This window comes from Melaminivora jejuensis (genome assembly GCF_017811175.1).
GTDB lineage: Bacteria > Pseudomonadota > Gammaproteobacteria > Burkholderiales > Burkholderiaceae_C > Melaminivora > Melaminivora jejuensis.
This window is the reverse complement of record NZ_JACWIJ010000002.1, coordinates 1456238-1479449: the sequence shown is the minus strand read 5'-3', so window position 1 is coordinate 1479449 and position 23212 is coordinate 1456238. Positions and strand designations below refer to the sequence as shown.

The window sequence follows — 23212 nt, the reverse complement described above, 5'->3', positions numbered from 1 at the left end:
ATGCTGCGGACAAGGGCAACTGACAAGGGCAATTTAGGCAACTATGCCGCCCCGCCCTGTAGTCCTAGCCTCATTGGCCGGGTACGCCGCCGGCGCAAGCATCCGGCTGCCGGCCCCTTCCTACCTGTTTGCTGGCCCTGTCCCCACTGCGGCAGGCGCTGGCTGCGGCCAAGCTGCGCAGCATTGCCATTCAGCAGGAGATGACACATGCAACCGAAGCCACCGCAGAGCATTCCCGGCTCGCTCGACGCCGATACGCCGGAGCAAGCCACCTCCCAGGCCGACACCGCCGCCGAAGCCAACACCGTGCTGAGCGCCGAGACGGATGTCTCCGACGGCATGGACGACATCACCGCGCACGCCTTCGACGACATCCCGCAGGATGGCCCGCTGGACTTCGACGACGGCAGCATGGAGCGCCCGCGCAGCGACACCCAGCGCATGGACGGCACCTGGGACGCTGCGGGCAGCGACAGCGGCGCCATTGCCCCCCGGCGGAAATCATGTCCGACCGGGTGGAACCCAGCGACGAGCCCGACCGGCGTGAGATCCGGGGCAGTTGAGCCGATTGGCGAGCGGCGCTTCAACCCGCCTTCTGCCCGGTCTTGACCATCTGCATGGCCGAGCCGATCAGGGCCGAGACCTCGCTCATGTTGCTGGGCACGATGAGCGTGGTCGTGGCGTCCGCTGCCACATGGCTGTAGGCCTCGACGGCTTTTTCTGCGACGCGCAGCTGCACGGCCTGCTCGCCGCCGGGCTGGCGGATGGCACCGGCCACGCGCTCGATGGCCTGGGCCGAGGCCGAGGCGACGGTCAGCAGCGCCGTGGCCTCGCCCTGCGCCTTGTTGATGGCGGCCTGTTTTTCGCCTTCGGAGCGGGCGATGAAGGCCTCGCGCTCGCCGGTGGCGATGTTGATCTGCTCCTGGCGCCGGCCTTCGGAGGCGGCGATCAGCGCGCGCTTTTCCCGCTCGGCGGTGATCTGCGCCTGCATGGCGCGCAGGATTTCGGCGGGCGGGGTCAAGTCCTTGATCTCGTAGCGCAGCACCTTGACGCCCCAGTTGAGCGCCGCCTCGTCGATGGCCGATACCACCTGGGCGTTGATCATGTCGCGTTCCTCGAAGGTCTTGTCGAGTTCGAGCTTGCCGATGACGCTGCGCAGCGAGGTCTGCGCCAGTTGCGTCACCGCCATGATGTAGTTGGACGAGCCGTAGCTGGCGCGCATGGGGTCGGTGACCTGGAAGTACAGGATGCCGTCCACCTGCAGCTGGGTGTTGTCCTTGGTGATGCAGACCTGGCTGGGCACATCCAGCGGGATCTCCTTCAAGCTGTGCTTGTAGGCGACGCGGTCGATGAAGGGGATGATGAATCTTGGCCCGGGCGAGAGGGTGCCGGCGTATTTGCCCAGGCGCTCCTTCACCCAGGCGTGCTGCTGGGGCACGATCTTCACGGCGCGCACGATGAAGATCACGGCGATGACGAACAGGACGATGGCGATTTCCATGGCGGGGCTCTTTGGTTGAAGCAGTGGATGCGGTGGCGGGGCAGGGTGTTACAGCGGCTCGACCAGCAGGCGGTTGCCGACCAGTTCAGCCACGCGGTGCGGGCCGGGCAGCGGATGGGCGCCAGGGCGGTAGATGGCTGTCCAGTTGGCGCCCCGGTAGCGCACGCTGGCCGTGCCGTCGGCCTGCCAGGCGTCGATCTGGATGACCTCGCCCACGTCCAGGTTGACGCTGCGATCGGCGCGTGCCGAGGGGTCGCCGGGCCGCTGGCGCCGGCGCAGGTAGGCGGCCAGCACGGTGGCCGAGCCGACCACGGCAGCAGCCAGTATCTGCGCCGCAGCGCCCAGGCCGGCATGGGCCGCCAGCGCACCCGCCGCCAGACCGGCGGCCAGCATCAGCAGATAGAAAGTGCCCGTGAGCAGCTCGGCCACGACGGCCACGCCGGCCATCAGCCACCACAGGGTCGAGGCTTCCAGTATCACTTGAGGGCTCCTTGTATCGAGGGGCAATCTGGTGGGGGCCAGCGCTGCAGCCATTTCGTGCAGTATGGCGCTGCCGGCCCGCTGCAGTGCAGCATATTCCGTACACTTCGCCCCTTTCCCGTTTCTCCACCCGCAGCCAGGGAGGCAGCGCATGAAATTCCGCTTTCCCATCGTCATCATCGACGAGGACTATCGCTCGGACAACACGTCCGGCCTGGGCATCCGCGCCCTGGCGCAGGCCATCGAGGCCGAGGGCTTCGAGGTGCTGGGGGTGACCAGCTACGGCGACCTGACGCAGTTCGCCCAGCAGCAAAGCCGCGCCAGCGCCTTCATCCTGTCCATCGACGACGAGGAATTCACCCTGGGTACGGGCCATGACCCGGTGGTACACAGCTTGCGCAATTTCATCAGCGAAGTGCGCAGGAAGAATGCCGACGTGCCGATCTACGTGCATGGCGAGACCAAGACCGCGCGCCACCTGCCCAACGACATCCTGCGCGAGCTGCACGGCTTCATCCACATGTTCGAGGACACGCCGGAGTTTGTCGCGCGCCACATCATCCGCGAGGCCAAGAGCTACCTGGAGGGCGTGCAGCCGCCGTTCTTCAAGGCGCTGCTGGACTATGCCGAGGACGGCTCGTACTCCTGGCACTGCCCGGGCCACTCGGGCGGCGTGGCCTTCCTGAAAAGCCCGGTGGGCCAGATGTACCACCAGTTCTATGGCGAGAACATGCTGCGCGCCGACGTGTGCAACGCGGTGGAGGAGCTCGGCCAGCTGCTCGACCACAACGGCGCCATTGGTGAGTCCGAGCGCAATGCGGCGCGCATCTTCAACGCCGACCACTGCTTCTTCGTCACCAACGGCACCAGCACCAGCAACAAGATCGTCTGGCATCACACGGTGGCCCCGGGCGATGTGGTCGTCGTGGATCGCAACTGCCACAAATCCATCCTGCACGCCATCATCATGACGGGCGCGGTGCCGGTGTTTTTGAAGCCCACGCGCAACCACTTCGGCATCATCGGCCCGATTCCGCAAAGCGAATTCGAGCCGGCCACCATCCAGGCCAAGATCCGCGCCAACCCGCTGCTCAAGGGCGTGGATGCCAAGAAGGTGAAGCCGCGCGTGCTGACACTCACGCAGTCCACCTATGACGGCGTGCTCTACAACACCGAGACCATCAAGCAGATGCTCGACGGCTACGTGGACAACCTGCATTTCGACGAGGCCTGGCTGCCGCACGCGGCCTTCCACCCGTTCTACGGCAGCTTCCACGCCATGGGCAAGAAGCGCGCGCGCCCGCAGCAGTCGGTGGTCTATTCGACGCAGTCCATCCACAAGCTGCTGGCCGGCATCAGCCAGGCGTCGCATGTGCTGGTGCAGGACAGCCAGACCACCAAGCTGGATCGGCACCTGTTCAACGAGGCGTACCTGATGCACACCAGTACCTCGCCGCAATACAGCATCATCGCCAGCTGCGACGTGGCCGCCGCCATGATGGAGCCGCCCGGCGGCACGGCGCTGGTGGAGGAATCCATCCTGGAGGCGCTGGACTTCCGCCGCGCCATGCGCGAAGTCGAGGAAGACTTCGGCAAGGATGACTGGTGGTTCAAGGTCTGGGGGCCGGATGGTCTGGTCGAGGAGGGCATTGGCCGCGCCGACAGCTGGATTTTGCGCAGCGACGCCAAGGGCAAGAAGGGCAAGGGCCGCTGGCACGGCTTCGGCCAGCTGGCCGATGGCTTCAACATGCTCGATCCGATCAAGTCCACCATCGTCACGCCGGGCCTGAACCTGGACGGCAAGTTCGACAAGACCGGCATCCCGGCGTCCATCGTCACCAAGTACCTGGCCGAGCATGGCGTGGTGGTTGAGAAGACCGGCCTGTACAGCTTCTTCATCATGTTCACCATCGGCATCACCAAGGGCCGCTGGAACACGCTGCTGGCGGCGCTGCAGCAGTTCAAGGACGACTACGAGAAGAACCAGCCCATGTGGCGCATCCTTCCGGAGTTCTGCGCGCAGCACAAACGCTACGAGCGCATGGGCCTGCAGGACTTGTGCCAGCACGTCCATGAGCTGTATGCAAGGTTCGACGTGGCGCGCCTGACCACCGAGATGTACCTGTCGGACTTGACGCCGGCCATGAAGCCCAGCGACGCCTACGCCCACATTGCCCAGCGCCGCACCGAGCGCGTGCCCATCGACGAGCTGGAGGGGCGCATCACGACCAGCCTGATCACGCCCTACCCGCCGGGCATCCCGCTGCTGATCCCGGGCGAGGTCTTCAACAAGAAGATCGTGGACTACCTGAAGTTCTCGCGCGAGTTCTCCAAGCTGTGCCCGGGCTTCGAGACCGACATCCACGGGCTGGTGGAGATCGAGGACGAGGACGGCGTGGTGCGCTACTACGCCGACTGCGTGACTGCCGAAGTCACGGACATCCCGAAGTCGCGCAGCAACGCCGGCAAGGGCAAGAAGCTGGTGCAGGTGGGCGACGACGGAGCCTACAGCCGCATCATCTGAGGCGCGCGCGCTGTGCCGCTGGCCGCCCGCCCCTTGCAAGGGGGGCGGTGCGCCAGCCTTGCGTGCGCTGCCGGGCGGTTGTGCGTCGAGCGTTGATCGCTTGGCATGAACTTCCGAAAAACGCGCGACGCCCAACACAACGCCCGACGTTTTTTTTGATAGCTGCCAGCGCTTGCCAGCAAAGGGTTTGAGGCCGATTTGGCTCAATTTCCGGGGGCTGCTGCGGGTGTCTGCCGGGCATCGGACATGCCTGGCACGTCCGGCACGGTATCTGGCGCGCGCGGCGCATCGGCGCGCACCCGCCACAAGCGGGCAAAGCGCGGCAGGCCGCCGGCGTGCGTGCCGTTGTAGCGGTAGGTGACGGTGCTGCCCAGCGGTGGCGGCGTGCGGCGCTGCTCGTCGCTCAGGCCGCTGCCCAGGCGCAGGCGGCGGCCATCGGGCAGGGCCACCAGCAGCGCGCCGGTCAGGCCAACGTATTTGCCCTGGCCGGGCAGGTGGGCGACGACCACGGCCTCGGCGTCGTCGAAGGATTTGACTTTCAGCAAGTCGGCGCTGCGGCCACTGCGGTGCAGCGCGTCGCCGCGGCGCAGCATCAGGCCTTCGGCGCCGGCTTTTTCGTGCTGGCGCAACTGCGCCATCAGCTCGTCATGGCCGGCCACGCGCCACTGCGCCACGGCCTGTACCCAGGGCTGGCCCAGGCGGGCGACGTGGGCCTGCAGGGCAGGCAGACGGGCGTCGAAGTCGCCGCCATGCGCCGGCAGGTCGAAGACCATGTAGCGCAGGGCGCGCCACTGGGCATCGACCGGCTGCGTCTGGGCCACGGCGGCCTGCGCGGCGGCAAACTGCCCGCGCCCGGCCCACAGTTCGCCATCCATGGGCGTGGCCGGCCAGCCTGCCGTGAACCAGCCGGGCGCACGGATGGGCAGGCCCTGGCGCGTGTGCAGCTGCTGGCCGTCCCACAGGGCGCGCACGCCGTCGTATTTCTCGCTGACCCAGTAGGCCGGCAGGTCGATGCCGCGCTGGTAGGACTGCGCCAGGGCGGGGGTGGGGCGGGCTGGGCGAGGGCGCTGCAAGCCGGCAGGACGGAGCCAAGCAGGGCGGCGAGGATGAGGCCGACCGACGCCCCACCAGGCCGCATCAGAAAACAGAGCTGCTCACGCATGGCTGGCGAGGGTTTGCTGTCGAAATCGGCCATTGGGTTGCTGCTTTCGCGCACCGCACAGGGGGTGGTTCAGACGCGACGCCTATTGCAGGCCCCCTCACCCCAACCCTTTCCCGCACGCGGGAGAGGGAGCGGCACTCCCTGGCAGGGGCGGGCCAAGGCTCAGACCTGATCCGCCGACAGCCCGGCCGTCTGGCTGAAGCCGCCATCGACATAGGTGATCTCCGCCGTCACGCCGCTGGCGAGGTTGGACAGCAAGAAGGCGGCGACGTTGCCCACGTCCTCGATGGTCACGTTGCGGCGCAGCGGGGCGGCGTCGGCCACGCGGCCCAGCAGCTTGCCGAAGTCCTTGATGCCGCTGGCGGCCAGCGTCTTGATGGGGCCGGCGGAAATGCCGTTGACGCGGATGGCGCGCCCGTCCTCGGTGCGGCCCACGGCTTCGGCGAGATAGCGCACGGACGCCTCCAGGCTGGCCTTGGCCAGGCCCATGGTGTTGTAGTTGGGTATCGAGCGCAGCGCGCCCAGGTACGACAGCGTCAGCAGCGCGGACTTGTCGTTCAGGTGCGGCAGGGCCGCCTTGGCCATGGCCGGGAAGCTGTAGGCGCTGATGTCGTGCGCGACGCGGAAAGCCTCGCGGCTCAGGCCATCGAGGAAGTTGCCGGCAATGGCCTCGCGCGGCGCAAAGCCGATGCTATGCACGAAGCCGTCGAACGTCCCCCAGGCCTCGTGCAGGCCGGCCATCATGCGCTCGATCTGCGCGTCCTCGGCCACGTCGCAGTCAAAGACCAGCTCAGAGCCGAACTCGGCGGCAAACTCGGTGATGCGCCCTTTGAAACGTTCGCCGACATAGCTGAAGGCCAGCTCCGCCCCCTGCTCGTGGCAGGCGCGGGCGATGCCGTAGGCGATGGAGCGGTTGGACAAAACGCCCGTGACGAGCAGCTTCTTGCCGGCGAGGAAACCCATGGTGGTGCTTTCTGAAAAACGATGGCGCAAGGGCCGATTGACAAGGAGGTTGACAGCAAAACAGCGCGAAAAACGCGCTGCTGCAGTGGGGCAGAATTGTCGCATGTGCTCCTGGCTGACCCGCGCCCTCTCCTTGCCCGTCTCCCTGTGCCTGGCCCTGGCCAGCCCCGCTGCGCTGGCCGCGCACGCCTATGCCCTGTGGGGCGATCCGGCGCTGCCGGCCGACTTCACGCACCTGCCCTATGTCAACCCGCAGGCGCCCAAGGGCGGCGAGTTGCGCTTGGTCAGCAACCTGCGCACCTCCACTTTCGACAAGTACAACCCTTCACCATTCGCGGCAGCGCGCCGGCCTACCTGGCGGCGCTGATGTTCGACACGCTGCTGGCCGGCTCGCTCGATGAGACCGCCACCGGCTACGGCCTGCTGGCCGAGGACGTGAGCGTGGCGCCGGACGGCCTGTCGGCCACTTTCCGCCTGCGCCCCGAGGCGCGCTTTCACAACGGCAAGCCGGTCACGGCGCAGGACGTCAAGCACAGTTTCGACACGCTGGTCGGCCCGCACACCTCACCCGGCTACAAGACGCTGCTGATCGAGGTGGCCGGCGTCGATGTGCTGGACGCGCGCAGCGTGCGCTACCGCTTCCACAAGCCCAACCGCGAGCTGCCGCTCACTGTGGGCGGCTTGCCGGTGTTCAGCCGCGACTGGGGGCTGGACGAGGCCGGCCAGCCCAAGCCCTTTGATCAGGTGGTCATGGACGTGCCCATCGGCAGCGGGCCGTACCGCATCGGGCCGGTCAACTTCGGCAAGGACATCACCTATGTGCGCGACCCCGGGTACTGGGCGCGCGACCTGCCGGTGCGCCGGGGCACGGCCAACTTCGACCGGGTGCTGGTCAAGATCTACAAGGACAGCACGGCGCGGCTGGAGGCGCTCAAGGCGGGCGAGTTCGACCTGATGCGCTTTTTCAGCGCCGGCGACTGGGCGCGGCGCGTCAACGGCAGGAAGTTCGACAGCGGCGAGCTGGTCAAGGGCGAATTCGCCAACCGGCTGCCCTCGGGCTTCCAGAGCTATGTGCTGAACACGCGCCGGCCTTTCTTGCAGGATCGGCGCGTGCGCGAGGCGCTGGGCCTGGCGTTCGATTTCGAGTGGCTGAGCCGGCGCCTGTTCTACGGCGCCTATCAGCGCGTGCATGGCCTGTTCGGCAATACGATGTGCGAAACCCGCGGCGTGCCCACGCCCGAGGAGCTGGCGCTGCTGGCGCCGTACCGCGCGCAGTTGCCGGCCAGCGTCTTCGGCCCCATGTTCGTGCCGCCCGAGCCGCAGGACGCCGCCGAACTGCGCGCCAATCTGCGCCGCGCGCAAGGTCTGCTCAAGGATGCCGGCTGGCAGGTGGGCGAGGGCGGGCTGCTGCGCAACGCCCAGGGCCAGGCGCTGGTGCTGGAGTACATGGACAGCAGCGAGGGCGGAATGCGCACGCTGTCGTCGTGGCTGCACAACCTGCAAAAGCTGGGCATCACCTTGAGGTTCCGCTCGGTGGACTTTGCGCTGTACCAGCAGCGGCTGCAGAAGTTCGACTTCGACATCACAACAATCGCCTACCAGGGCACGAACAACCCGGGGCAGGAGTTTGCCGACCTGTTCGGCAGCGCGGCGGCCGATCAGGAGGATTCGGGCAACTTCCCCGGCGTGAAGAATCCGGCGGTGGATGCAGCCATCAATGCCATGGTCAGCGCCCGGACGCTTGGGCAGATGCTGCCCGCCTGCCATGCGCTGGAACGCATCATTGCCCACGAGCACTACCTGATCCCGCAGTGGTCAGCCGGCACGCACCGCATGGCCTACAACGCCTGGCGCCTGGCCCGACCCGAAGCGGTGCCGCCATATTCGCCCGGCGAGATGTGGGCGGTGGAAACCTGGTGGGCAAAAAAATGATAGCTGTCAGCGCTTGACTGCATTGGGTTTACAGCCATTTTGACCAATATTTCATGACCTGCAACACGCCACCATCCGCATGAAACTGCTGGAGCACCGCATCCCCCCGCCGCTGATCGGCCTGCTGTGCGCGCTGCTGGCCTGGGCGCTCGATGGCGCCTGGCCGGCGGCGCGGCTGGACTTTGCCCTGCGCTTGCCGCTGGCTGTGCTGTGCCTGCTGGCGGGCGCGGCGCTTGATGGCTGGAGCCTGTGGAACTTCCGTCGCCAGCGCACTACGGTCAACCCGCTGGCACCGGCGCGCGCCGGCAGTCTGGTGATCGCCGGGCCGTACCGCTTCACGCGCAACCCCATGTACCTGGGCATGGCGCTGATCCTGCTGGCCTGGTGCCTGTGGCTGGGCAACGCCGCAGCGTTGCTGGCGCTGGCGGCGTTCGTCGGCTACATCACGCGCTTTCAGATCGTGCCCGAGGAGCACGCGCTGGCCGGGCGCTTCGGGGCGGCCTATGAGGACTACCGGCGGCGGGTGCGGCGCTGGGTGTGAGATCGAGTGAAAGACTCCTGTTTGTATCGCGTGGGGATACAATCACCTGTGATCAAGTCTTTCCGTCACAAGGGCCTGCAGGCGTTCTTCGAACACGGCAGCAAGGCTGGCATTCAGGCGTCGCACGCCCCCAGGTTGGCACGTCAACTGGCACGCCTGGATCAAGCAGCGCAGCCCCAGGACATGAATCTGCCGGGCTGGAGGCTGCACAGCCTGCAGGGCGATCTTGCCGGACACTGGTCGGTGACCGTCAATGGCAATTGGCGCATGACTTTCCTTTTCGACGGAGTGGACGCCATATTGGTGGATTACCAGGATTACCACTGAGAGGAGCAGACCCATGACCTCCATGTTCGCCCCGCCCCACCCCGGCCTGACCCTGCGCGATGACGTGCTGCCTGCCCTGGGCCTGACGGTGACGCAGGCGGCCCAGCAACTGGACGTGTCGCGTGTGGCCCTGTCGCGCGTGCTCAATGGCCGTGCTGCCATTTCCCCCGAGATGGCACTGCGCCTGCAGGCCTGGCTGGGCCTGGAGCGTGGCGGTGATGCGCGTCTGTGGCTGGCCGAGCAAAGCGCCTACGACATGTGGCAGGCTGCCCAGCGCTTCAAGGACAGTCTCCTGCAGGTGCAACCCGCCCCGATGATCTGACGCCATGCCTGCCTATATCCTCAAGCGCCTGCTGCTCATGCTGCCCACGCTGCTGGGCGTGCTGCTGCTGACTTTCGTCGTCATCCAGTTCGTGCCCGGCGGGCCGGTGGAGCAGTATCTGGCCGAGGCCAAGGCCGGCATGGGGGCGGGCGGAGCAGGGGGCGGCGCCGGCGAGGGCGGCGGCATGGCCTACCGGGGCGCGCAGGGCGTCGATCCGCAGCGCCTGGCGCAGATCAAGCAGCTCTACGGCTTCGACAAGCCGGCGCACGAGCGCTTCATCCAGATGCTGGGCCAGTTCGCGCGCTTCGACCTGGGGCGCAGCTTCTTCCAGAACAAGGACGTGTGGCAGCTCATCAAGGAGAAGTTGCCCGTGTCCATCAGCCTGGGCCTGTGGACATTTTTGATCAGCTACCTGGTTGCCGTGCCGCTGGGCGTGGCCAAGGCGGTGCGCGCCGGCTCGCGCTTCGACTTCATCACCACGCTCATCATCCTGGTGGGCTATGCCATCCCGGGCTTTGTGCTGGGCGTGGCGCTGCTGGTGATTTTTGGCGGGCAGCTCCAATGGTTTCCGCTGCGCGGCCTGACCTCGGCCAACTGGGAGGAGCTGTCGTGGGGCGCGCGCATCGTGGACTACCTGTGGCACATCGCGCTGCCGGTGACGGCCATGGTCGCGGGCAGCTTTGCCGTCACCGCCATGCTGACCAAGAACGCTTTCCTGGAGGAAATCCGCAAGCAGTACGTGCTGACGGCGCGCGCCAAAGGGCTCACCGAGCGCCAGGTGCTGTATCGCCATGTCTTTCGCAACGCCCTGATCCCCATCGTGACCGGCTTTCCGTCGGCCTTCATCGGCGCATTCTTCGCCGGCTCGCTCCTGATCGAGACGCTGTTCTCGCTCGACGGCCTGGGCCTGCTGAGCTACGAGAGCGTGATCCGGCGCGACTATCCGGTCGTGCTGGGCACTTTGTTCCTGTTCACGCTGATCGGGCTGGTGACCAAGCTGATCTCCGACCTGTGTTACGTGTGGGTCGATCCGCGGGTCAAGTTTGATTGAGGAGAAGAGGTGGACGAAGCAACGACCATGGACAAGAGCCTGACAGCGCGGCTGATCGCTTTGGTGCAGCAAAGGCTGCCGGGGCTGTTGGGGGTGTACGGCTTCGGCAGCCGTGTGCAGGGGGGCGCTCGACCCGACAGCGACCTGGACATGGCTGTTCTGGTCGAGGGCTACGCCGATCCCCTGATCCTGTGGGATCTGGCCGGTGAACTGGCTGACGTCGCCGGGGTTGCCGTGGATTTGCTGGATTTGCGCGCCGCTTCCACCGTCATGCAATACCAGATCGTGACCCGGGGCCAGCGCTGGTGGGCGCGCGACAGTCAGGCTGCTCTGTATGAGGCGGCCATCCTGAGTCAAAAGACTGATCTCGATGCGGCACGCTCCGGGCTACTCGAAGGCATCCTGCGAAGCGGACAGGTCTATGGCTGACGACGTATTGCTCAACAAGGCTGCCACCATAGAGCGCTGTGTGGCGCGCGCCCGCGAAGAATACTTTCGTGACCCGGACAGTTTTGCTACCGACTTCACGCGCCAGGATGCTGCCATCCTGAACATCCAGCGTGCCTGCGAAGCTGCGCTGGACATGGGTCAGCACCTGGTGCGCCGTGACCGCCTGGGCGTGCCGCAGAGCGACCGCGATGTGTTTGCCCTGCTGGCACGGGCAGAGGCGATCACGCCAGGGCTGGCCGAGGAGTTGCCGCGCATGGTCGGCTTTCGCAACATCGCCGTGCATGATTATCAAAAGCTGCAACTGCCCATCACGGTGGCCATCATCAAAACCCATCTGGATGGCTTTCTGCGCTACAGCCAGACCCTTTTGCTGCGCGATGCCCGCTGAATTCGCCCCACGGCCTGCCGCCTCCAGTGCCTCCCCGCGCCGCCGCGCCTGGCAGCGCTTCAAGCGCAACCGCCTGGGCCTGTGGAGCCTGGTGCTGTTTTGCACCCTGGTGCTGCTCAGCCTTGCCGCCGAGCTGCTGAGCAACGACCGGCCCCTGGTCGTGCGCTATGGCGGCGAGTTCTACTTCCCGCTGCTGCGCGACTACCCCGAGACCACCTTCGGCGGCGACTTCCCCACGCCCGCCGACTACCTCGACCCCTTCGTGCGCCAGCGCATCACCGAAGGCGGCAACTGGGCGCTGTATCCGCCCAACCGCTATGGCGCCGGCACGCTGAACTACTTCGCCACCGAACCCAATCCCGCGCCGCCCTCGCGCGAGAACTGGCTGGGCACGGACGACCGGGGCCGCGACATGCTGGCGCAGCTGATCTACGGCTTTCGCGTCAGCGTGCTGTTTGCCCTGGCGCTGACGGCAGTGGGCGTGGTGCTGGGGGTGGCGGCGGGCGCGGTGCAGGGCTTTTTTGGCGGCAAGGTGGACTTGGCCTTCCAGCGCTTCATCGAAATCTGGGGCTCCATGCCCGAGCTGTACCTGCTCATCATCTTCAGCGCGGTGTTCGCGCCCAGCCTGGCGCTGCTGCTGGTGCTGCTGTCGCTGTTTGGCTGGATGGGCTTGTCGGACTACGTGCGCGCCGAGTTCTTGCGCAACCGCCAGCTCGACTACGTGAAGGCGGCGCGCGCGCTGGGAGTGACCAACGGCCCCCTCATCTGGCGCCACATCCTGCCCAACAGCATGGTGCCGGTGGTGACTTTTCTGCCATTTCGCATGGGCGCGGCCATCCTGGCGCTGACTTCGCTGGATTTTCTCGGCCTTGGGGTGCCGCCGGGCACGCCCAGCCTGGGGGAATTGCTCAGCCAGGGCAAGAACAACATCGATGCCTGGTGGATTTCGCTGTCCACCTTTGCCGTGCTGGTCGGCACGCTGCTGCTGCTCACCTTCATGGGCGACGCACTGCGCGACGCGCTCGACCCGCGTAAGGCCGCTCAATGACTGCTATTGCAAACGACCAGCCCCTGCTGCAGGTGCAGGACTTGCGCGTGGCCTTTGGCGCCAAGCCGGTGGTGCATGGCGTGAGCCTGGACATCCGCACCGGCGAAAAACTTGCCCTGGTCGGCGAGTCCGGCTCAGGCAAGACGGTCACGGCGCTGGCGCTGCTGCGCCTGGCGGGCGACGCCCAGGTGCAGGGCCGGGCGCTGCTGCAGGGGCGTGGCGACCTGCTGGCCCTGCCCGAGCGCGAACTGCGCGGCGTGCGCGGCGGCGATATCGCCATGATCTTCCAGGAGCCCATGACGGCGCTCAACCCGCTCATGAGCGTGGGTGATCAAGTGGCCGAGGTTTTGGTGCTGAAACAGGCGCTGAGCCGCTCCCAGTCAGCGCAAGCAGCTATTGAATTGCTAGCGATAACGGGCATCCCCGAGCCAGCGCGGCGCGCGCAAAGCTTTCCGCATCAGCTCTCGGGCGGGCAGCGCCAGCGCGCCATGATCGCCATGGCGCTGGCCAGCCGCCCGCGCCTGCTGCTGGCCGACGAGCCGACCACGGCGCTGGATGTCACGCTGCGTGGGCAGATCCTTGAGCTGCTGTCCGATCTGCAGCGCCAGACCGGCATGGCGGTGCTGCTCATCACCCATGACCTGCAATTGGTGCGCCGCTTTGCCGACCGCGTGGCCGTCATGGAGCACGGCCATCTGGTCGAGCAGGGCGCGGTGGCGCAGGTCTTTGCCGCGCCGCAGCACGCCTATACGCGCCGGCTGATCCACAGTGCGCCGCAGCGCGATGTGCTCGATGCGCCCCTGCCGCCCGGGGTGCCGGCGGCCCGGGCGCAGGGCCTGCGCGTGGCCTATCCGGTGGCGCTGCCGGGCGTGCGCGGCTGGTTTGCGCGCGGCGAGTTCGTCGCTGTGCGCGACGCGGCCTTCTCCCTGCCGCAGGGCCGCACTCTGGGCGTGGTGGGCGAGTCGGGCTCGGGCAAGTCCACGCTGGCGCAGGCGCTGCTGGGCCTGCTGCCCAGCCGGGGCGAGCTGGCGGTGGCCGGCCAGGCCTGGCAGCAGCCCGCGCAGCGCAACAGCGCACACAACCAGGTGCTGCGCCGGCGGGTGCAGGTGGTGTTTCAGGATCCGTTTTCCTCGCTGTCGCCGCGCCTGACGGTGGCCCAGATCGTCGGCGAGGGCCTGCGCGTACACGAGCCGCAACTGGCGCCCCAGGCGCAACGCGCGCGCGTGGCCGCCATGCTGGCCGAGGTTGGCCTGACCGAAGCCCAGTTCCCCGGCCTGCTCGATCGCTACCCGCACGAGTTTTCCGGTGGCCAGCGCCAGCGCCTGGCCATTGCCCGCGCCCTCATCGTGCAGCCGCAGCTGCTGGTGCTCGACGAGCCGACCAGTGCGCTGGACGTGACCATCCAGCAGCAGGTGCTGGCGCTGCTGCAGCGCTTGCAGCGCGAGCGCGGCCTGTCCTATCTACTCATCACACACGACGTGGCCGTGGTGGCGGCCATAGCACACGAGGTGCTGGTCATGAAGGATGGCGCGGTGGTGGAGTCCGGCCCGGTGGCACAGGTGCTGCGCGCGCCGCGCCAGGCCTATACCCGGCAGCTCGTGGCGGCTGCGGCGCTGCCGGATGCTGCTTCGTGAGGCCACGAATCTGAAGGTTGTGCGTCTGGCGTTGAGCGTATTGCGACCGTCAACGCACAACCCACAACCCACAACGTCCCCCACCATGCCCCGTTTCGCTGCCAACCTGTCCATGCTCTACCCGGAGCACGCCTTCCTCGACCGCTTTGCCGCCGCTGCCGGGGACGGTTTTGCCGGGGTCGAATACCTGTTCCCCTACGACTGGACGGCGGCGGACATCGCCCAGCGGCTGGCCGAGCACGGCCTGGAGCAGGTGCTGTTCAACGCGCCGCCGGGCGACTGGGCGGCTGGCGAGCGCGGCCTGGCCTGCCTGCCGGGGCGCGAGGCCGAATTCCAGGACGGCCTGGGCCGGGCGCTGGAATATGCCCGGGTGCTGCAATGTCCGCGCATCCACGTCATGGCCGGCATCGCCCCGGAGGGCGTGGCGCCGCAGGCCCTGCTGGAGTGCTACGTGCAGCGCCTGCGCTGGGCGGCGGCGCAGGCGGCAGGGCAGGGCGTGCGCCTGATGATCGAGCCCATCAATGGCCGTGACATGCCGGGCTACTTCCTGCAGGGACAAAGACTGGCCCACGCCCTGCTGGCCGACATCGGCGCGCCCAACGTGCAGGTGCAGCTCGATCTGTACCATCTGCAGATCATGGAGGGCGACGTGGCCATGACGCTGCGCCGCGACCTGCCCACGGGCCGCGTCGGCCACCTGCAGATCGCCGGTGTGCCCGACCGGGGCGAGCCTGACCAGGGCGAATTGAACGGCCCCTACCTGCTGGGCGTCATCGACGAGCTGGCGCAGGACTGCGGCTGGGATGGCTGGGTGGGCTGCGAGTACCGGCCACGCGACAGCGCGCCCGGGGGCACCTCGCGGGGCCTGGATTGGCTGCGCAGAATTTGAATGAAAAACGGCTTTTGCCCTTGCTGGGCAAGCGCTTCCAGCTATCAATAAGATAGTTTTGGGTTCGGGTTCAGCGCAGCACCACCACCGGCACGTTGCTCAGGCGCAGCAGCGCCGTGGTCGTGCTGCCCACGATGAGCTGGCGGATGCGCGAGTGGCCATAGGCGCCCAACACCAGCATGTCGTCGGGGCGTTCGTCCATCAGCGCCGGCAGCGCCTCCTCCGGCGCCCCGGGGATGATGCGCGTGGCCACCTCGAAGCCGGCGGCGCGCAGCTGGGCCTGCGCCTCGTGCAGGCATTGCTGCGCCTGCTCGCCAGGCTCGCCGGCCAGCGCCAGCAGGCCCGGCAGGCCGCGCAGCAGCGGGCTGCGGCCCACGGTGCGCAGCGCCTGCTGCGCCGTGGCGCTGCCGTCGTAGGCGAGGACAAAGCCCGTGGGGGTGTGAACTGCGGCCCCGGCATGACCATCACCGGCTGGCGCACCGAGCGCACCACGCTCTCGACGTGGTGATCCAGGCGCAGCTTGCGCGCGCTGCTGGGGCGGCGGTTGCTGCCCAGCACGAACAGCCGCGCCTGCGGCTCGTGCTCCAGCAGCACGTCGGTCAGCTCGCCGTGGCGCAGCAGCAGCTGTAGCTGCTCGCCCTGCGGGTTGGCCAGGCGGGCGTGGGCGGCATCCAACATGCGCCGCGCGGCCTCGTGCGCCAGCTGGGTGCGCTCCTCGTCCAGGGCGTTCAGGCGCTCCAGCAGCAAGTCCTGCGCGCCCATGCCGATCACGCCGCTGTAGTCGCCCACGGGCGGCAGCGGCTCGGGCTGCTGCAGAGTGTGCAGCAGCGCCAGCGGGGCGCCCAGGCGCTGCGCCGCCCAGGCTGCGCCATCGACCACGGCGGGCGTGGTGGCCAGGCCGTCGATGCAGGCAAAAACGGTGTCGGGCCTGATCGGCTGGACCGCTTCAGGCGTGCTTTGGTCATTCATGGTGGCTCCCTTGTAGCTCGACGGTGCGCGGCGGAGCGAACAGATCCCACACCGCCATGAACAGGGCAGCGATGGCCGGGCCGATGACGAAGCCCGTCAGGCCGAACAGCGCCATGCCGCCCAGGGTGGAAATCAGCACGATGTAGTCGGGCATCTTGGTGTCCTTGCCCACCAGCAGCGGGCGCAGCAGGTTGTCCACCAGGCCGATCACGCCGACGCCGAAGGCCGTCAGCACCACGGCCTGCCAGATGGCGCCGGTGGCAAGGAAGTAGATGGCCACCGGCCCCCAGATCAGGCTGGCGCCCACGGCGGGCAGCAGCGATAGAAAGGCCATCAGCACACCCCACATGATTGGCCCCTGGATGCCCAGGATCCAGAAGATCAGCCCGCCCAGGGCGCCCTGCACGGCAGCCACCACCAGGTTGCCCTTGACGGTGGCGCGGATCACGGTGGTGAATTTCTCCGCCAGCTGGCGCTTGTGGCCGGCGTCCAGCGGGATGGCGTTGCGGATGCGCGCCACCAGCGCCACGCCGTCGCGCAGCAGAAAGAACAGCAGATACAGCATGACGCCCAGGGCGACGATGAACTGCAGGGTGTTCTGGCCCATGTCCAGCGCACGCGTGGCCAGTACCTTGCTGGCCTGCGTGCCCAGCTCGGTCAGGCGCTCCTGCACCTCGCTCATCGAGGTGAGGTGAAAGCGCTCCAGCAGCGACAGCGCCCAGGGCGGCAGTGCATCGAGCACCTGGCGCACGTACTCGCCGAAATTGGCCTGGCCCGAGCGCAGCCGCGCGTAGGTGGCGCCGGCCTCCTGCACCACCGAGGCGGCGATCAGCGCCGTCGGGATGATGACGATCAGCAGGCACAGGCACAGCGTCAGAAAGGCCGCCAGATTGCGCCGGCGCGGCATGTGCGCCAGCAGGCGCCGGTGCAGCGGGGTGAACAGGATGGCCAGCACCACGCCCCAGAAAACTGCTCCGGCAAAGGGCCACAGGATGGCGCCGAAGGCCAGGGTCACGGCGATCAGCAGGAACAGCAGCGTGCGGCTTTGCAAGGAGGAGGGATTCATGGGACAGCCCGTATGCGACCCGGCAACTGTAAGCCAGTCGCGTGCGGGACGCCGCAGGCATCGGTGGCACAATGGCGCCCGCAACCCCGGCCCTTCCCCTGCCACAGTCGCATCCGCCAACCGGTTCAGCCGTGACGCGGAAGGTTTCCAGATAACCAGCTAAAGCTTCCCTGAGGGAAGCGGAGGTCAGCGCAGCAATGAGTGAACCCACGTCCGTCTATCAGGCCTACCAGGGCAATACCTATCTCTTCGGCGGCAACGCCCCCTATGTCGAGGAGATGTACGAGAGCTATCTCGCCAACCCCGGTAGCGTGCCGGACTCGTGGCGCGAGTACTTCGATGCCCTGCAGCACGTCCCCGCCGTCGATGGCAGCGAGGCGCGCGACATCCCGCACCAGCCCGTCATCAACGCCTTTGCCGAGCGTGCCAAGCAGGGCGGCACCCAGGTCGTCATCGCCACCGGCGCCGACTCCGAGCTGGGCAGGAAGCGCGTGGGCGTGCAGCAGATCATTGCCGCATACCGCAACGTCGGCCAGCGCTGGGCCGACCTCGATCCGCTCAAGCGCCAGGAGCGCCCGGGCATTCCCGAGCTGGAGCCGTCCTTCTACGGTTTCACCGACGCCGACCAGGAAACCGTCTTCAACGTCGGCAACACCTTCTTCGGCAAGGAGAGCATGCCGCTGCGCGAGTTGATCAACGCGCTGCGCGAGACCTACTGCGGCACCATCGGCGCCGAGTACATGTACGCCTCCGATCAGAACCAAAAGCGCTGGTGGCAGCAAAAGCTCGAATCGATCCGCGCCAAGCCGCAGTTCGACGCCGAGAAGAAAAAGCGCATCCTGGAGCGCCTGACGGCCGCCGAGGGCCTGGAGCGCTTCCTGCATACCAAGTACGTCGGCCAGAAGCGCTTCTCGCTGGAAGGCGGCGAGAGCTTCATCGCCGCCATGGACGAGCTGATCAACTCCGCTGGCAGCGTCGGCATCCAGGAGCTGGTCATCGGCATGGCGCACCGTGGCCGCCTGAACGTGCTGGTCAATACCCTGGGCAAGAGTCCCAAGGACTTGTTTGCCGAGTTCGAGCACACCGCCCCCGAAGACCTGCCGGCCGGCGACGTGAAGTACCACGCCGGCTTTTCCTCCGATGTGTCCACTCCCGGCGGCCCGGTGCATCTGGCACTGGCCTTCAACCCCTCGCACCTGGAGATCGTCAACCCGGTGGTCGAGGGTTCGGTGCGCTCGCGCATGGATCGGCGCGGCGACCCCAAGGGCAAGCAGGTGCTGGCAGTGCTGGTGCATGGCGACGCGGCCTTTGCCGGCCAGGGCGTGAACCAGGAGACGCTGGCGCTGTCGGAGACGCGCGGCTACACCACCGGCGGCACCGTCCACATCATCATCAACAACCAGATCGGCTTCACGACCAGCGATCCGCGCGACCTGCGCTCGACGCTGTACTGCACCGACATCGTGAAGATGATCGAGTCGCCCGTGCTGCACGTGAACGGCGACGACCCGGAAGCCGTGTGCCTGGCCATGCAGCTGGCGCTGGAGTACCGCATGGAGTTCGCGCGCGACGTGGTGGTGGACATCATCTGCTACCGCAAGCTGGGCCACAACGAGCAGGACACGCCCATGCTCACCCAGCCGCTGATGTACAAGAAGATTGCCCAGCACCCGGGCACGCGCAAGCTCTACGCCGACAAGCTGGCTGCGCAGGGCCTGGGCGAGAGCCTGGGCGACGACATGGCCAAGGCCTACCGCGCAGCGCTGGAGGAGGGCAAGCACACGGTCGATCCGGTGCTGACCAACTTCAAGGGCAAGTACGCGGTCGATTGGAGTCCCTTCCTGGGCAAGACCTGGACGGACGCCGCCGACACTGCCATCCCGCTGGCCGAATGGCGCCGCCTGGCCGAGCGCATCACCACGCTGCCCGAGGGCGTGACGCCGCACATGCTGGTCAAGAAGGTGCTGGACGACCGCGCCGCCATGGGCCGGGGCGAGCTGAACGTGGACTGGGGCATGGGCGAGCACATGGCGTTCGCCTCGCTGGTGGCCTCGGGCTACCCGATCCGCCTGTCGGGCGAGGACAGCGGGCGCGGCACCTTCACGCACCGCCATGCCGTCATCCATGACCAAAAGCGCGAGAAGTGGGACGAGGGCACCTATGTGCCGCTGCAAAACGTCGCCGAGAACCAGGCGCCGTTCGTCGTCATCGACTCCATCCTGTCCGAGGAGGCCGTGCTGGCCTTCGAATACGGCTACGCCTCCAACGACCCCAATACACTGGTCATCTGGGAGGCGCAGTTCGGCGACTTCGCCAACGGCGCGCAGGTGGTCATCGACCAGTTCATCGCCTCGGGCGAGGTGAAATGGGGCCGCGTCAACGGCCTGACGCTGATGCTGCCGCACGGCTACGAGGGCCAGGGCCCGGAGCACAGCTCGGCGCGTCTGGAGCGCTTCATGCAGCTGGCCGCCGAGGCCAACATGCAGATCGTGCAGCCGACCACGGCCAGCCAGATCTTCCACGTGCTGCGTCGCCAGATGGTGCGCAACCTGCGAAAGCCCCTGGTCATCATGACCCCGAAGTCGCTCTTGCGGAACAAGGACGCGACCTCGCCGGTGGCCGAGTTCACCGAAGGGGCCTTCCGCACCGTGCTGGGCGAACAAAGCGAGGCAATCGCCAAGAATGCCGCCAAGGTCAAGCGCGTGATTGCCTGCTCCGGCAAGGTCTATTACGACCTGGTCAAGAAGCGTGCTGAGGCCGAGCGGGGCGATGTGGCCATCATCCGTGTCGAGCAGCTCTACCCCTTCCCGCACAAGGCCTTCGCCGCCGAGCTGAAGAAGTACCCAAAGCTCACGGAAATCGTCTGGTGCCAGGACGAGCCGCAGAACCAGGGCGCCTGGTTCTTCATCCAGCACAACATCCACGAGAACATGGCTGATGGCCAGAAACTCGGCTACGCCGGCCGCGCCGCCTCGGCCTCGCCCGCCGTGGGCTATGCCCACCTGCACCAGGAGCAGCAGAAGTCGCTGGTCGAAGCGGCCTTTGCCAAGCTCAAGGGCTTTGTCCTGACCAAGTAAGGCCGCAAACCCACGCTCTACACGTCAAGCACCGACAAAACCCTTTTTGGAAAGCATTCACAAATGTCCATCGTTGAAGTCAAGGTTCCCCAGTTGTCCGAGTCCGTGGCCGAGGCCACGCTGATGTCGTGGAAGAAAAAGGCCGGCGAGGCCGTCGCGCAGGACGAGATCCTGATCGAGATCGAGACCGACAAGGTCGTGCTGGAAGTGCCCGCGCCCGCCGCCGGCGTGCTGGCCGAGATCGTGCAGGCCGACGGCGCCACCGTCGCCTCCGAGCAGGTCATCGCCCGCATCGACACCAACGCCGTGGCCTCCGCTGCCCCGGCTGCGGCTGCCGCTGCCGCGCCTGCTGCCGCCGCCTCGGCGCCTGGCGCAGCGGCTGCTCCTGCCGCCGGCGGCAGCAAGGGCGGCGTGGCCATGCCGGCTGCGGCCAAGATCCTGTCGGAAAAGGGCCTGTCGCCCGCCGACGTTGCCGGCAGCGGCAAGGATGGCCGCGTGACCAAGGGCGATGCGCTGGCGGCGTCCGCCGGTGGCGTGAAGTCCACCGCCGCCGTCATCCCCACGGGCGTGCCGACCAAGGCCCTGCCCCAGGTGGCCGCTCCGGTGGCCGCCCCCGACCTGGGCAACCGCCCCGAGCAGCGCGTGCCCATGACGCGCCTGCGCGCGCGCATTGCCGAGCGGCTGCTGCAGTCGCAGTCCACCAACGCCATCCTGACCACCTTCAATGAGGTCAACATGGCCCCGGTGATGGAGCTGAGGAAGAAATTCCAGGATCAGTTCACCAAGGAGCACGGCGTCAAGCTCGGCTTCATGAGCTTCTTCGTCAAGGCCGCCGTCCATGCGCTCAAGAAGTTCCCGGTGCTCAATGCCTCGGTCGATGGCAACGACATCGTCTATCACGGCTACTTCGACATCGGCATCGCCGTGGGCTCGCCCCGCGGTCTGGTCGTGCCCATCCTGCGCAACGCCGACCAGATGAGCTTTGCCGACATCGAAAAGAAGATCGGCGAGTTCGGCAAGAAGGCGCAAGAGGGCAAGCTGGGCATCGAGGACATGACCGGCGGCACCTTCTCGATCAGCAATGGCGGCACCTTCGGCTCCATGATGTCCACGCCCATCATCAACCCGCCGCAGTCGGCCATCCTGGGCGTACACGCCACCAAGGATCGCGCCGTGGTGGAGAACGGCCAGGTCGTGGTGCGTCCGATGAACTACTTGGCCATGTCGTATGACCACCGCATCATCGATGGCCGCGAGGCCGTGCTGGGCCTGGTGGCCATGAAGGACGCGCTGGAAGACCCCTCGCGCCTGCTGTTCGATATCTAAGCCGCGACAGGGCTGCGCTTTTCTGCCGTAAAACCCACAGAACCCACCCTTGGCCCGGCCCTGCGGTGGGTTTTTCATTCCAACAAGAAATTCCCGAACACACCATGAGCAAGCAATTCGACGTCATCGTCATCGGCGCCGGCCCCGGCGGCTACATCGCGGCCATCCGCGCAGCGCAACTCGGGATGCAGGTCGCCTGCATCGACGCCTGGACTAATGACAAGGGCGGCCCCGCACCCGGCGGCACCTGCACCAACGTGGGCTGCATCCCGTCCAAGGCGCTGTTGCAGTCGTCCGAATACTTCGAGCACGCCAACAAGCACTTTGCCGAGCACGGCATCAGCACCGGCAAGGTCAGCATGGACGTGCCCACCATGATTGGCCGCAAGGACACGGTGGTGAAGCAAAACAATGACGGCATCCTGTACCTGTTCAAGAAGAACAAGGTCAGCTTCTTCCACGGGCGCGGCTCGTTTGCCAAGGCGGTGGAGGGCGGCTACGAGATCCAGGTGCAGGGCGCCAGCAACGAGACGCTGATCGGCAAGCAGGTCGTGGTGGCCACTGGCTCCAATGCGCGCGCGCTGCCGGGCGTGGACTTCGACGAGATCAACATCCTGTCCAACGACGGTGCGCTGGCGCTGGAGACCGTGCCCAAGCGCCTGGGCGTGATCGGCTCGGGGGTGATCGGGCTGGAGATGGGCAGCGTCTGGCGCCGCCTGGGCTCCCAGGTGACGGTGCTGGAGGGCCTGCCCACTTTCCTGGGCGCCGTCGATGAGCAGATCGCCAAGGAGGCCAAGAAAGCCTTCGACAAGCAGGGCCTGAAGGTCGAGCTAGGCGTGAAGATCAGCGAAGTCAAGAGCGCCAAGAAGGGCAAGGAGACGCGCATCAGCGTGGCCTACGCCAATGCCAAGGGCGAAGAGCAGAAGCTCGAAGTGGACAAGCTCATCGTCTCCATTGGCCGCGTGCCCAACACCATCGGCCTGAACCCGGAGAACGTCGGCCTGCAGCTCGACGAGCGCGGCGCCGTGGTGGTCGATGAGCAGTGCCGCACCAACCTGCCCGGCGTCTGGGCCGTGGGCGACGTGGTGCGCGGCCCCATGCTGGCGCACAAGGCTGAGGAAGAAGGCGTGGCCGTGGCCGAGCGCATTGCCGGCCAGCATGGGCACGTCAACTTCAACACCATCCCCTGGGTCATCTACACCAGCCCGGAGATCGCCTGGGTGGGCCGCACCGAGCAGCAGTTGAAAGCCGATGGCGTCAAGTACAAGGCCGGCAGCTTCCCCTTCATGGCCAATGGCCGCGCGCGCGCCCTGGGCGACACCACCGGCATGGTCAAGTTCCTGGCCGATACCGAGACCGACGAGATCCTGGGCGTGCACATGGTCGGCCCGCTGGTCAGCGAGCTGATCGCCGAGGCCGTGGTGGCCATGGAGTTCAAGGCCAGCAGCGAGGACATCGCGCGCATCTGCCACGCCCACCCCTCGCTGTCCGAGGCGACCAAGGAAGCCGCGCTGGCCGTGGACAAGCGCACGCTGAACTTCTGACCTGCCTGCCCGTGCAGC

At 67.1% G+C, this 23212-nt stretch carries 21 protein-coding genes and 1 pseudogene; 15 read left to right on the top strand and 7 right to left on the bottom strand.

The window, feature by feature from the left end:
* The first annotated feature begins 207 nt into the window (after window positions 1-207).
* Window positions 208-609, top strand: coding sequence for a hypothetical protein (locus IDM45_RS07105; RefSeq protein WP_209422223.1), 402 nt, complete (start codon window positions 208-210; stop codon window positions 607-609).
* On the opposite strand, the gene IDM45_RS07100 is transcribed toward IDM45_RS07105, so the two are convergent.
* Together IDM45_RS07100 and IDM45_RS07095 are read right to left on the bottom strand one after the other, a co-directional pair.
* Window positions 584-1501, bottom strand: coding sequence for an SPFH domain-containing protein (locus IDM45_RS07100; protein ID WP_209422222.1), 918 nt, complete (start codon window positions 1499-1501; stop codon window positions 584-586). The genes IDM45_RS07105 and IDM45_RS07100 overlap by 26 nt on opposite strands.
* A gap of 48 nt (window positions 1502-1549) precedes the next feature.
* Window positions 1550-1981: an NfeD family protein gene (locus IDM45_RS07095; RefSeq protein WP_209422221.1), complete on the bottom strand. Its 432-nt coding sequence runs from the start codon at window positions 1979-1981 to the stop codon at window positions 1550-1552.
* 151 nt (window positions 1982-2132) lie between these two features.
* Between IDM45_RS07095 and IDM45_RS07090 the strand changes: the two genes are divergently transcribed.
* Window positions 2133-4505 carry an arginine/lysine/ornithine decarboxylase gene (locus IDM45_RS07090; RefSeq protein ID WP_209422220.1) on the top strand — a complete coding sequence of 791 codons (2373 nt, stop codon included), beginning with the start codon at window positions 2133-2135 and terminating at the stop codon, window positions 4503-4505.
* Between the two features lie 203 nt (window positions 4506-4708).
* Here IDM45_RS07090 and IDM45_RS07085 read toward each other — a convergent pair whose 3' ends face one another.
* Window positions 4709-5578 carry a DNA ligase gene (locus tag IDM45_RS07085; RefSeq protein WP_233457482.1) on the bottom strand — a complete coding sequence of 290 codons (870 nt, stop codon included), beginning with the start codon at window positions 5576-5578 and terminating at the stop codon, window positions 4709-4711.
* Between the two features lie 251 nt (window positions 5579-5829).
* On the bottom strand, window positions 5830-6630 hold the full coding sequence (gene fabI / locus IDM45_RS07080; protein WP_209422219.1) for an enoyl-ACP reductase FabI: 801 nt from the start codon (window positions 6628-6630) through the stop codon (window positions 5830-5832).
* A 103-nt stretch (window positions 6631-6733) separates the two neighbouring features.
* On the opposite strand from fabI, the pseudogene IDM45_RS07075 reads away from it, so the two are divergent.
* The 10 genes and pseudogenes from IDM45_RS07075 to otnI all read left to right on the top strand — a co-directional run bounded on the left by IDM45_RS07075 (window position 6734) and on the right by otnI (window position 15212).
* A pseudogene (locus IDM45_RS07075) lies at window positions 6734-8562 on the top strand (extracellular solute-binding protein).
* 79 nt (window positions 8563-8641) lie between these two features.
* Entirely contained in the window at window positions 8642-9103 is a 462-nt protein-coding gene (locus IDM45_RS07070) for a methyltransferase family protein (RefSeq protein ID WP_209422218.1), read from the top strand.
* Between the two features lie 48 nt (window positions 9104-9151).
* On the top strand, window positions 9152-9430 hold the full coding sequence (locus tag IDM45_RS07065) for a type II toxin-antitoxin system RelE/ParE family toxin (protein WP_209422217.1): 279 nt from the start codon (window positions 9152-9154) through the stop codon (window positions 9428-9430).
* Between the two features lie 13 nt (window positions 9431-9443).
* Entirely contained in the window at window positions 9444-9752 is a 309-nt protein-coding gene (locus IDM45_RS07060; RefSeq protein ID WP_209422216.1) for a HigA family addiction module antitoxin, read from the top strand.
* A gap of 4 nt (window positions 9753-9756) precedes the next feature.
* Window positions 9757-10803, top strand: a complete 1047-nt coding sequence (locus IDM45_RS07055) for a microcin C ABC transporter permease YejB (RefSeq protein ID WP_209422215.1) — start codon at window positions 9757-9759, stop codon at window positions 10801-10803.
* A 27-nt stretch (window positions 10804-10830) separates the two neighbouring features.
* On the top strand, window positions 10831-11232 hold the full coding sequence (mntA, locus tag IDM45_RS07050; RefSeq protein ID WP_209422214.1) for a type VII toxin-antitoxin system MntA family adenylyltransferase antitoxin: 402 nt from the start codon (window positions 10831-10833) through the stop codon (window positions 11230-11232).
* Entirely contained in the window at window positions 11225-11641 is a 417-nt protein-coding gene (gene hepT, locus IDM45_RS07045) for a type VII toxin-antitoxin system HepT family RNase toxin (RefSeq protein WP_209422213.1), read from the top strand. Before mntA ends, hepT begins: the two co-directional genes overlap by 8 nt.
* Window positions 11631-12689, top strand: a complete 1059-nt coding sequence (locus tag IDM45_RS07040; RefSeq protein ID WP_232654215.1) for an ABC transporter permease — start codon at window positions 11631-11633, stop codon at window positions 12687-12689. Before hepT ends, IDM45_RS07040 begins: the two co-directional genes overlap by 11 nt.
* The gene (locus tag IDM45_RS07035) at window positions 12686-14323 is read left to right on the top strand and encodes an ABC transporter ATP-binding protein (RefSeq protein WP_209422211.1); all 1638 of its coding nucleotides are present in this window, start codon (window positions 12686-12688) and stop codon (window positions 14321-14323) included. The genes IDM45_RS07040 and IDM45_RS07035 overlap by 4 nt, the downstream gene beginning before the upstream one ends.
* Window positions 14324-14408: 85 nt before the next feature.
* Window positions 14409-15212 (top strand): 2-oxo-tetronate isomerase, encoded by an 804-nt coding sequence (gene otnI, locus IDM45_RS07030; protein WP_209422210.1) that lies wholly within the window; start codon window positions 14409-14411, stop codon window positions 15210-15212.
* Window positions 15213-15282: 70 nt separating this feature from the next.
* Here the strand turns inward: otnI and IDM45_RS17585 are convergent, their stop codons facing one another.
* From IDM45_RS17585 to IDM45_RS07020, 3 genes are read right to left on the bottom strand one after another with little or no spacing between them, the layout of a single operon-like run.
* Complete coding sequence (locus IDM45_RS17585) at window positions 15283-15465, bottom strand: universal stress protein (protein ID WP_325168955.1); 183 nt, start codon at window positions 15463-15465, stop codon at window positions 15283-15285.
* Complete coding sequence (locus IDM45_RS07025; protein ID WP_233457481.1) at window positions 15414-16181, bottom strand: universal stress protein; 768 nt, start codon at window positions 16179-16181, stop codon at window positions 15414-15416. The genes IDM45_RS17585 and IDM45_RS07025 overlap by 52 nt, the downstream gene beginning before the upstream one ends.
* Window positions 16174-17247: an AI-2E family transporter gene (locus IDM45_RS07020; RefSeq protein WP_209422209.1), complete on the bottom strand. Its 1074-nt coding sequence runs from the start codon at window positions 17245-17247 to the stop codon at window positions 16174-16176. The genes IDM45_RS07025 and IDM45_RS07020 overlap by 8 nt, the downstream gene beginning before the upstream one ends.
* A gap of 197 nt (window positions 17248-17444) precedes the next feature.
* Here IDM45_RS07020 and IDM45_RS07015 point away from each other — a divergent pair, with 197 nt between their 5' ends.
* From IDM45_RS07015 to lpdA, 3 genes are all read left to right on the top strand, one after another.
* Window positions 17445-20324, top strand: coding sequence for a 2-oxoglutarate dehydrogenase E1 component (locus tag IDM45_RS07015; protein ID WP_209422208.1), 2880 nt, complete (start codon window positions 17445-17447; stop codon window positions 20322-20324).
* A 63-nt stretch (window positions 20325-20387) separates the two neighbouring features.
* Window positions 20388-21650, top strand: a complete 1263-nt coding sequence (odhB, locus tag IDM45_RS07010) for a 2-oxoglutarate dehydrogenase complex dihydrolipoyllysine-residue succinyltransferase (protein ID WP_209422207.1) — start codon at window positions 20388-20390, stop codon at window positions 21648-21650.
* 104 nt (window positions 21651-21754) lie between these two features.
* A complete protein-coding gene (gene lpdA / locus IDM45_RS07005; RefSeq protein ID WP_209422206.1) occupies window positions 21755-23194 on the top strand; it encodes a dihydrolipoyl dehydrogenase in 1440 nt (479 codons plus the stop codon).
* The last annotated feature ends 18 nt before the right edge of the window (window positions 23195-23212 follow it).